Origin of the sequence: Citrobacter sp. Igbk 14 (assembly GCF_028069825.1) — a bacterium.
Classification (GTDB): Bacteria; Pseudomonadota; Gammaproteobacteria; order Enterobacterales; family Enterobacteriaceae; genus Citrobacter.
Genome location: NZ_JANEWM010000098.1, coordinates 1 through 8956, shown reverse-complemented (window position 1 = coordinate 8956; position 8956 = coordinate 1). Strand labels below are relative to the sequence as shown.

Annotated in this window: 9 protein-coding genes; 7 read left to right on the top strand and 2 right to left on the bottom strand. The window is 49.7% G+C overall.

Annotated features, from left to right (window positions below; genetic code table 11):
* The first annotated feature begins 51 nt into the window (after positions 1-51).
* Genes NNN64_RS21980 through NNN64_RS21950 form a run of 7 tightly spaced genes read left to right on the top strand, consistent with a single transcriptional unit; the run spans position 52 to position 6943 of the window.
* On the top strand, positions 52-636 hold the full coding sequence (locus NNN64_RS21980; RefSeq protein WP_271442766.1) for a fimbrial protein: 585 nt from the start codon (positions 52-54) through the stop codon (positions 634-636).
* 60 nt (positions 637-696) lie between these two features.
* Positions 697-1419, top strand: a complete 723-nt coding sequence (locus NNN64_RS21975; protein WP_271442764.1) for a fimbrial chaperone — start codon at positions 697-699, stop codon at positions 1417-1419.
* Between the two features lie 45 nt (positions 1420-1464).
* Positions 1465-4020, top strand: a complete 2556-nt coding sequence (locus tag NNN64_RS21970) for an outer membrane usher protein (protein ID WP_271442763.1) — start codon at positions 1465-1467, stop codon at positions 4018-4020.
* 25 nt (positions 4021-4045) lie between these two features.
* Complete coding sequence (locus tag NNN64_RS21965; RefSeq protein ID WP_271442762.1) at positions 4046-4624, top strand: fimbrial protein; 579 nt, start codon at positions 4046-4048, stop codon at positions 4622-4624.
* Positions 4625-4646: 22 nt separating this feature from the next.
* Complete coding sequence (locus NNN64_RS21960) at positions 4647-5204, top strand: fimbrial protein (protein WP_271442761.1); 558 nt, start codon at positions 4647-4649, stop codon at positions 5202-5204.
* 21 nt (positions 5205-5225) lie between these two features.
* On the top strand, positions 5226-5843 hold the full coding sequence (locus NNN64_RS21955) for a fimbrial-like protein (RefSeq protein WP_271442760.1): 618 nt from the start codon (positions 5226-5228) through the stop codon (positions 5841-5843).
* A 14-nt stretch (positions 5844-5857) separates the two neighbouring features.
* Positions 5858-6943: a fimbrial protein gene (locus NNN64_RS21950; protein WP_271442759.1), complete on the top strand. Its 1086-nt coding sequence runs from the start codon at positions 5858-5860 to the stop codon at positions 6941-6943.
* A 1-nt stretch (position 6944) separates the two neighbouring features.
* Here NNN64_RS21950 and NNN64_RS21945 read toward each other — a convergent pair whose 3' ends face one another.
* Complete coding sequence (locus tag NNN64_RS21945; RefSeq protein WP_271442758.1) at positions 6945-8174, bottom strand: polysaccharide deacetylase family protein; 1230 nt, start codon at positions 8172-8174, stop codon at positions 6945-6947.
* Positions 8175-8235: 61 nt separating this feature from the next.
* Positions 8236-8676, bottom strand: a complete 441-nt coding sequence (locus NNN64_RS21940; protein WP_271442765.1) for a PTS sugar transporter subunit IIA — start codon at positions 8674-8676, stop codon at positions 8236-8238.
* Positions 8677-8956: the final 280 nt, after the last annotated feature.

Genomic DNA, 8956 nt, shown 5'->3' with positions numbered 1-8956 from the left:
CCCTTTAATTATTTACGGGGGGAATTGATATTTTATATGGATATTATCAACATGAATAAGTTAACCATTGCCGCCGCATCAATTGTTATCGCACTGAGTTCAACATCTGCATTCGCAGACACCGATGTCGGTCTAATCACCTTTGATGGCGCCGTAACCGACACCACTTGCACGATCACCACCAATAACGGTGTTGATGCTAACACCGTCACCATCAGCATGCCGGTTGTGAAAAGAGCCGATGTTGAAAAGACAACCATTGATACTGGCGTCGGTTCCAAAGAGTTCGAACTGCACTTCAGCGACTGCCCGACTGACCTAACCAAAGCCTCTGCCACTTTCACCTCCCAGCAGTTCGCTGACCTGACTAATGGTACGTTGAAAGCCGACCCAAGCGTAAGCGGCCACGCGGAAAACGTAAACCTGGCGTTGTTCAATAACAGCACATCCGACACCGACCGTATTCAGGTTGGCCTGCCGGCAAACAACACACAGATCGCCACACTGACCGAGGGTGAAGGTGTTCTGGCGTTCCGCGTTGCTTATGTGCCAAGCGCTGACTGGGTTTCCGGTACCAACGATATCACTGCCGGTAAAGTAACCAGCAACGCTACTTTTACGATGACTTACGAGTAATCGTTACGTAATCGATTATGTGCCTGCCTTTGAGACAGGCACATTGTGAGGATCAATACTATGCACCGTTTTACCCGTCTTACCTCAGCCTCGCTTTTCTGTATAAGCGCAGCACTTTGTTCGTTTAATGCCAGCGCGGATATCGTCATATCCGGCACCCGCGTGATCTATCCACAGTCGTCCAAAGACGTTACCGTCAAAATGGAAAACCGTGGCAATAAGCCGTTGCTGGTACAGTCATGGTTGGATGACGGTCGCGATGAAGTCAACCCACAAGAGCTGAAGCTACCGTTTATCGTTACGCCGCCGGTATCCCGTGTCGATCCGTCCAAAGGGCAAACTGTGCGCATAACGTGGACACGGCAACCGCTGGCTCAGGACCGTGAGACCCTCTTTTGGTTTAACGTACTGGAAGTCCCCCCTAAGGCAAAAGACGCGGATAGTCAAAACGTACTGCAACTGGCCTTTCGTACCCGTATTAAAATGTTTTTCCGTCCGGATGGTTTACAGGGCGATCCGTCCATAGCCGCAGGTAATGTGAAATGGACCCAGCAAGGTAATGCATTAATCGCGAATAACAGCAGCCCTTATTTCGTTTCGATGTCCAGTGCCACCATCACGGTTAACGGTAAGAAAATAGCGGTGGACTCCCATACCCTCCCACCATTCGCAAATGAAAATGTGCCGGTAAAAAATGCCGTTAGTATGGCAGGTGGAAACATAGAATATACCACTATCAATGATTTCGGCGGGACAGAAAAGCATCAGTCCACCATTAATTAATGTTCACGCTGAAGGATTTCAGCGAATTTAAAAGATAGGGAAATTATGTTTTTTCGTCGCTCATTATTGTGTACTGCTATATATATTGCACTATCGTCCTCAGTAATGGCTGAAGAAGCGTCTTCATCTTCAACAGATGAAGTTGAATTTAACGATCAGTTCTTATTCAATACGGGCACCAGTATTGACGTTAGTCGTTTTTCAAAAGGCAATCCGGTTCCACCGGGTACCTATAAAACGCAAATTATTTTGAACGGTAAGCCGAAAATGCTCACCGATTTCACCTTCAACGATAACGGCACACCTCGCGCAACCCCCTGCTTCACCGCCAAACTTCTCGCGCAAATTGGGGTTAAAACTGAAGGACTGAATCTTGAGTCTGCAACCTGCGTAGATTTTGCGCAACAATATCCGCAGTCTACATGGAATTATGATATCGGCACGCAAGAATTATCTCTGTCGATACCACAAATTTTCGTCCTCAGAAGCCCTAACGGCTATGTCGATCCTTCGCTGTGGCAAGACGGTATCCCAGTTGCGATGTTCTCTTATGATCTGAACAGTTGGCACACTGAAAGCGACGGCAACAAATCCGACTCTCTCTACGCTGGTCTTAAATACGGTGTAAATCTTGGTGCGTGGCACTTTCGTGCCCGAGGCAACGCCAACTGGAATCAGGACAGCGGCGGCGACTACACCAACCAAGATATTTATCTGCAACGCGATATTGCAGCATTACGCTCGCAGTTTCTGGTTGGGGATTCATTCACCCGTGGTGATGCTTTTGACTCTTTCAGCCTGCGCGGCCTCCGTTTTTATAATGACGACCGCATGCTGCCCGGTGGAACATCTACCTATGCCCCTGAAATTCGCGGCGTCGCCAAAAGCAACGCCAAAGTCACTATCACGCAAAGTGGCAACAAGATTTATGAAACCACCGTGCCACCGGGGCCGTTTGCCATCACCGACCTCAGTACCACGGGTTACGGCAGCGATTTGGACGTCGCTATAGAAGAAGCCGACGGCAGCATTCGTACCTTCTCTGTCCCCTACTCCTCCGTCACACAAATGCTGCGTCCTGGCTATGGGCGCTGGGATATTGGCGCTGGCGAGCTGCATGATAGCAACTTGAACGATAAGCCGAAGTTAGGTTACGCCACGGGTTATTACGGACTGAATAACATCTTTACCGGCTACGCTGGCGTGCAATATATGGACGTGGGCTATTATGCCGGGCTGCTGGGTGTCGCGACCAATACCCCCGTGGGCGCTTTCGCGCTTGATGTGACACATTCAAGCACGGCTATTGACGATCTGGACACCCTGACTGGTCAAAGCTACCGCGTTACCTGGAGCAAAATGATCGAAGAGTCTCGCACCTCTTTCAATATCGCGGCCTACCGTTTTTCGACCAAAAACTATATGTCACTGCGCGATGCTGCCACGTTAAGTGAGAACGTAAAACAAAACAGCGACAGTTCAGAAAAGGAATTTAGCAATTTCCAGCGCATGAAGAATCAATTCCAGGTCAACGTCAGCCAACCGGTATCTTTTTTAGGTTCCAGCAATGGCAACGTGTATATCAGCGGTAGTTGGGAGGATTACTGGAACAAATCATCATCCACCTCGCAGTACTCTGTTGGCTATAGCGACTCCTTCTCGTGGGCCAGTTACAGCATTTCCATACAGCGTAGCTATAACGAATACGGCGATAAAGATGACAGCGTTTACCTGAACCTCAGTATTCCGCTGGAAAACTTGTTAGGTCGCAATAAAAAGCCGCTGGGGTTCTCAACGGTGAACATGAGTGTTAACAGCGATTTGAAATCAAACAACAGTTTCGCCACCAGCGCTAGCGGCAACTCTGACGACTATCGCTTTAGCTATAGCGTGAATACCACCTCCAGTCGAGGCGATGGTTCATCGATTAACCAACTGGGCGGCTACGGTACCTACAACGGACCGTGGGGACCATTAAGCGTGTCGGCCTCCGCCTCGGATGATAGCAGCCGCCAGTACTCCGTAAGTTACAGCGGCGGCATGTTAGTACACCCTGGTGGATTGACGCTGGCCCCCAACAGTATCGGCGATACCGATACGCTGGCGCTGGTACACGCGCCTGGCGCCAAAGGTGCTCGCTTAATCAACGGCGACGGCAATATCGACCGCTTTGGCTACGCAATCCAGCCTTATCTGTCTGCTTATCGGGAAAACAACGTCGGTCTCAATATCGACTCCATGGAAAACGATGTTGAGGTAAAAAACACCAGCACAGTTGTTGTTCCACGTAGCGGTGCCGTTGTGCAGGTCGATTTTGAAACTGATGAAGGGCGTTCGCTGCTGCTGGAACTGCTGCGCACCGACAACGGTTTTATCCCGCTCGGTGCCGACGTACAAAACGAGAAAGGCGAATCGATCGGGACCGTTGGGCAAGCCGGTATTGCCTATGTTCGCGGCGTTAACGATAGCGGCGCGCTAAAGGTGATTTGGGGAAGTGGGATTGAAGGACGCTGCACCGTTAACTATCAGCTTACTGATGAAAACACCAACCAGAAAATTGGCCTTACCCGTCTATTGAGTAACCAACGTTGCCAGATGTAATGGCAATATTTTTACAGGGAATAAGATGAAAATAATGAAGCTAAAAAAACTCTACCTGCTGGGATGCAGCGGCCTGCTATTTGCAACCGCATTCCCAGGTCAGGCGACATCGCTGGATGTCGCCTTCACCGCCACGCTACGGGAAACCACCTGCGATATGGCGATTGAAGGCGGCAGCGGTGATGGCCAAAACAACACTATCCCTATTGGGACAGATGGCACCGTAGGTCTGGACAAAATCATCAACGGCGACAGCAGTGCGCAGACGACCTTTAAGCTGAAGATCACCGAGTGCCCGGCAAGCTTACAGTCACTAAAAACAACGGTATCGGGAACCCAATCAGCCGACTCCGATAAAATCATTGCCAATGGTGCGTCATCTGATGCTGCGACCAACCTTGGTGTTTCAATCGCCAGAGCATCCGCAACTGATGCGCCATTCACCATTAACTCAGCGAACGATAGCACCATGCTGGTGTGGAGCAACGACGAAATCAGTAACAAAGAGGTCCCGTTAGTGGCAACGCTGGTTGAAACCTCTGCGGGGAAAGGGACGACAGGTGCCTTTAGTGCGCTTGCTACCTTCAACTTCACCTATGAATAATCATCAGAAAAGGAATATCTTGATGAAAAAAATCGCTTTTCTGAGCGGCGTGGTCGGTGCGTTACTTTTTTCAGCTCCTTCTTTTTCCGCCATTACCGGTACCGGCAGCGTTTCCGCGACGTTTACCTCAACGGTGACATCCGGTACCTGTACAGCACAAATTCAGGACACCAGCGGCAACCCTATCGACACCCTGGACTTCGGCGACGTCTTTAAATCAGACCTGGTCAACCAGAGCCGCAGCGAGCCGTTTAAAGTGGCCTTCACTAACTGTATGGGCGTGAAATCCGCCAGCTATCAGGTTGTCCCAGGCTCCGGCAGCAACTGCTCAGGCCCCAATTCTGATGGCGACTCCTTCTCCGCCGGTAACGCTACAGGTTTTGAAGTCTGGCAAGGTGAGTCCACCACCGGAACGTTACTCAGTTGCAATACGAAACCCGCACAGTCTCTCACCATCAGCGACAGCACGCTGGATGTCGATTTTGCATCACGTATCGTCATTGCCAAAAGCCGCACGATTGCCAACGTCACAGCAGGTAACGTTTACGCGCCAGTGACATTTGTTATCACCTATCAGTAAGCCACAAGGAGCAAAGCCGCCATGTCATATTGTATCCGTATTCTCTTTTCCGTGGGGAGAGCGCTGTTGGTTGCGGGGGTGACTGGCGGGATATGTACTACACCCTGTTTTGCCGATGAGGGGGAAAGCAGTCTGGATGTCACGATCAAAGCGAACATCGTGGAGAACACCTGCCAGATCTCCCTTTCTGATAATGGAACGGTGCATTTACCCACCGTTTCCCGCCATTGGTTTTATAACGATGATGGCTCCACGCGTTTACAGCCAGGCGATGCCGCCAGCGGGACGCTTTTTAGCATCAATGTGGAAAGCTGCGCAGGCGATGCCACCACAGTCAATACCATGACCTTTGGTTTCCAGCCGCAAAATGGCATCTGGCCTGCACAGAGTCAGCAGGTGTTTATCAATGAAACGCCTGCGGTCAGCGGTGGCGCGGAAAACGTCGGCGTGGTGATTTTCTCTACCAGCGATAACCGTAACGTCGTCAATAGCGATGGCACTTCCGCTGTGGCAATTGATGTCTCAACGGCGGCTAACTACCTGACCAGCTATGACTTTTACGCGCGCTATCAAAACACAGGGGTTGTGACCTCCGGAAAGGTCACCAGCCACGTGCTGGTTGATGCTATCTATCAATAATCAAGGAAGATTACATGCTTAAATATTTATTATGCCCGATAGCATTACTGGCTCTGAGTTTTCATGCCAATGCCAGCGAGTGTCACCTTGCGGAAAATGGTAAGTCAGGCACCATGGCGCTCAGCGGCGGCGGCACAACCGATCCGATGACATTTCATTATGTCTCAGATGATATCTCCACCTCCATGTACGAAATGCTCACTTTTGACCCGACATTAGATCGTGACCTCTGGACCTACTGCGATGCCGGGAACGATGGGTACGGGTTCTACGCCAACACCAACGCTTCATCAACGACCGATTCTACCGGTAGCAGAGCGCTCTACCCCACTAACATCGATGGCATTTATTATGCGGTAAAAATGTACAGCACCGGCGGCGGCGGCGGCTATTTCCCCTCCACGAATAATGGTTCATGGGTGTTGGTTGATAGCGGTAGCGAAAGTAAGTGGGACAGCCGGTCCATGAAAGCAACGGTTACGCTGTATCAAAAAAGCGGCTTTGGCGGAAATATAAATGGTGTCACCGCCATTACGCCAAAAGATTCAAGAACGCTGGGGCAAATACGTATCGGCACCGCAGACTCTGATGACAATAACCCCTGGACCATTAACGTCACCCCCAGCAGTTTTAGTATTCCCATAAAAGCCGCGACATGTGGTTCCCTGTCGGTCAATAGCGGCACCAACAATGTCGATTTTGGCGAGATAATGGTTTCAGAACTAAGGGAGAATTATTGGCCGAATAAGAACTTCACCTTCCAGGTGAAAAACTGCGTCAATACGGTATGGCTGCGCTTTAAGCTAACATCGACCCGCAGCACTACCAATAGTAATGGATATATACTGCTTAAAAATACGCTGAGCGGAAGTTCGGCAGCACAAGGTATTGGCGTTTATGTGCAAGCTAATATCCCGACACGCGATGGTGAACAGGCGTTTAAACCGGGAATGGAAATATGGAGCCCGATGACTTCTGTCAGCAACGGGGCGTCATTCAATTTCCCCTTTTATTCGCAGATCTTCCGGCTTGAAGACGGCAGCGATCTTACGTTGGGTAATTTCAAAGCGATCGGCACGTTTACCGTCGACTACTTTTAGCTTACCCTTGCGGCTGGTTACTGATCAGCCGCGCCATCGTTTCCAGCGAATCCGTTCTTAAGATGTACAAGCGCTTCAGTAAGAACGGATTATCTCCTGGCTTAACCTTCCCCCGCACCGTCGTCACCGCCATATGAAACCCGGCATCGCTCGCCGCTTTTACCGCCTTATCGTTATAACCGCCAAACGGATAAGAGAGATACAGCACATGCGGATTGAACTGCGAAAGCGCGCGGCGCGAACGTTCGAAATCAAACAGAATATTGTGATAGCTGCGACTTAGCAGCACCGGCTGGTTTTTAACACCAATACGATGCAAAAAATGGGTATGCGACTGGAAATCGAACACATCCCGCATTCCCTCAAGTTCCGAAACGCTCATAAATTGCAGCGATTTCGGGTCCCACTTCTGAGGGTGGCGCTTGATACGCGACGAAATGATAAACGCTGTCGCTTTCATCCCGTACTGCTTGAGGACAGGATAAGCATAACGGCTGACCGACTTCAGGCCATCGTCGAACGTCAGCACAACAGCTCGTGCTGGCAGATTCATTTTATTCTGCACGTAGCCTTCCAGTTGATACATCGTCAACGTGGTGTAACCGCGATCCCGTAGCCAGGCCATTTGGTTACTGAACGCACGCACAGAGGTGGTCGTGGAGGTGTGGCGAAAACGAGTATTCTCTTCATCACGCAGAATATGATGGTAGGTCAACACAGGAATACCGTGGTCTTCCTGTGCATCCAGCGCGCTGATATAAGCCAGCCTGCCACCAATGCGAATCTGAAACCAGGTCTGATTGAGTCGGTCTTTAAGCTTACTAATTATGGGATAGCGCAGGTTGTCCGCCAGTACGCCAAACGGAGCACTCCCAACATCCGGGGCATTATAAACGGGTGTGTCTTTCCAGGTTATCAGGCTTTGATTGCTGAGCGGTTTGTTGAGGTCACCTAAACCATCGTCAACTTTCTGCCGCCCCTGAACAGGCTCCAGATGTCCCTTATCGATAAACCCGGTACCGAAGCCAAAGGTGAATTCATAGTAGTCAGCGGCAATTGGCTCTACTGAGAGGATTTGGCCGGCACGAATATTCCCTACCGTCACCATTTTATTACCGATCTGCGCCCAAACAGCAGCCGCTTCGGTTGTTTGCATATAACGAGCAGGCAACGCCGCAGCAACGCTACCGGAGAACAGGAGCAACAAAAACAACAGAACGCGCATCACCATATAAGATAACCGGGGCGAGAAACTCCGATTATTGTAGCAAAATCGCTATCAATACCAATGATTAACACGCATACAAATCATGCAGCAATACGAAAGGCGGATTTTTCTGTTGTTGATGCCAGAGGCTCGAGACGTCAGGCCCACCAAGCGTCACGATACGGTCACGAAAGGCAGAACTGCTCAAAGATTCCCGCGACATTAGCATTTGCTCCAGCAATGCGTAGCTGATACCGGAAATAACTTCACACTGGGGATGCTTATGACTCATCAGCGAGGCGACACGGTACGGCGCAGCGCCAGCAATATCCGTCAGAAAGATGACGCCCTCACCGGAATCTGTGGCATGCAAAGCATCGCACATCATACGGCTTAACATATTCGAGCTGAGTCCACGCCAGAAGCTGACCGCCTGGCACTGTGCCTGTGGACCGTACTTTCTTTCCAGACGCTGCAGCATATCCTGTGCCTTATCGTCATGACAGGTAATTACCCAACCTAGCATCATCATCCCTCCTTTTGCTATAAACCATCCTGACACAGACAAAGATGCTTGACAGTGATGGCGATCATCCTGGAATTAATTTATTTTTTTAACGCATGAAATGGCCATTTTTCTCATATTATTAATCGAATCATTAATAAATTTAAATACTTTATTAACAAAGCACACATTTAAAAACTAAAAACCATAATTTGCGCAAATAAAAAACCAGATACCATTCAATTACAACATGAATGTTTTCCTAATTTTTGCCGAGCTCATATTTCAGCAACCATTATAT

Coding starts and splice junctions, on each gene's coding strand:
- NNN64_RS21980 (WP_271442766.1), top strand. CDS start 52: ATGAATAAGTTAACCATTGCCGCCGCATCAATTGTTATCGCACTGAGT.
- NNN64_RS21975 (WP_271442764.1), top strand. CDS start 697: ATGCACCGTTTTACCCGTCTTACCTCAGCCTCGCTTTTCTGTATAAGC.
- NNN64_RS21970 (WP_271442763.1), top strand. CDS start 1,465: ATGTTTTTTCGTCGCTCATTATTGTGTACTGCTATATATATTGCACTA.
- NNN64_RS21965 (WP_271442762.1), top strand. CDS start 4,046: ATGAAAATAATGAAGCTAAAAAAACTCTACCTGCTGGGATGCAGCGGC.
- NNN64_RS21960 (WP_271442761.1), top strand. CDS start 4,647: ATGAAAAAAATCGCTTTTCTGAGCGGCGTGGTCGGTGCGTTACTTTTT.
- NNN64_RS21955 (WP_271442760.1), top strand. CDS start 5,226: ATGTCATATTGTATCCGTATTCTCTTTTCCGTGGGGAGAGCGCTGTTG.
- NNN64_RS21950 (WP_271442759.1), top strand. CDS start 5,858: ATGCTTAAATATTTATTATGCCCGATAGCATTACTGGCTCTGAGTTTT.
- NNN64_RS21945 (WP_271442758.1), bottom strand. CDS start 8,174: ATGGTGATGCGCGTTCTGTTGTTTTTGTTGCTCCTGTTCTCCGGTAGC.
- NNN64_RS21940 (WP_271442765.1), bottom strand. CDS start 8,676: ATGCTAGGTTGGGTAATTACCTGTCATGACGATAAGGCACAGGATATG.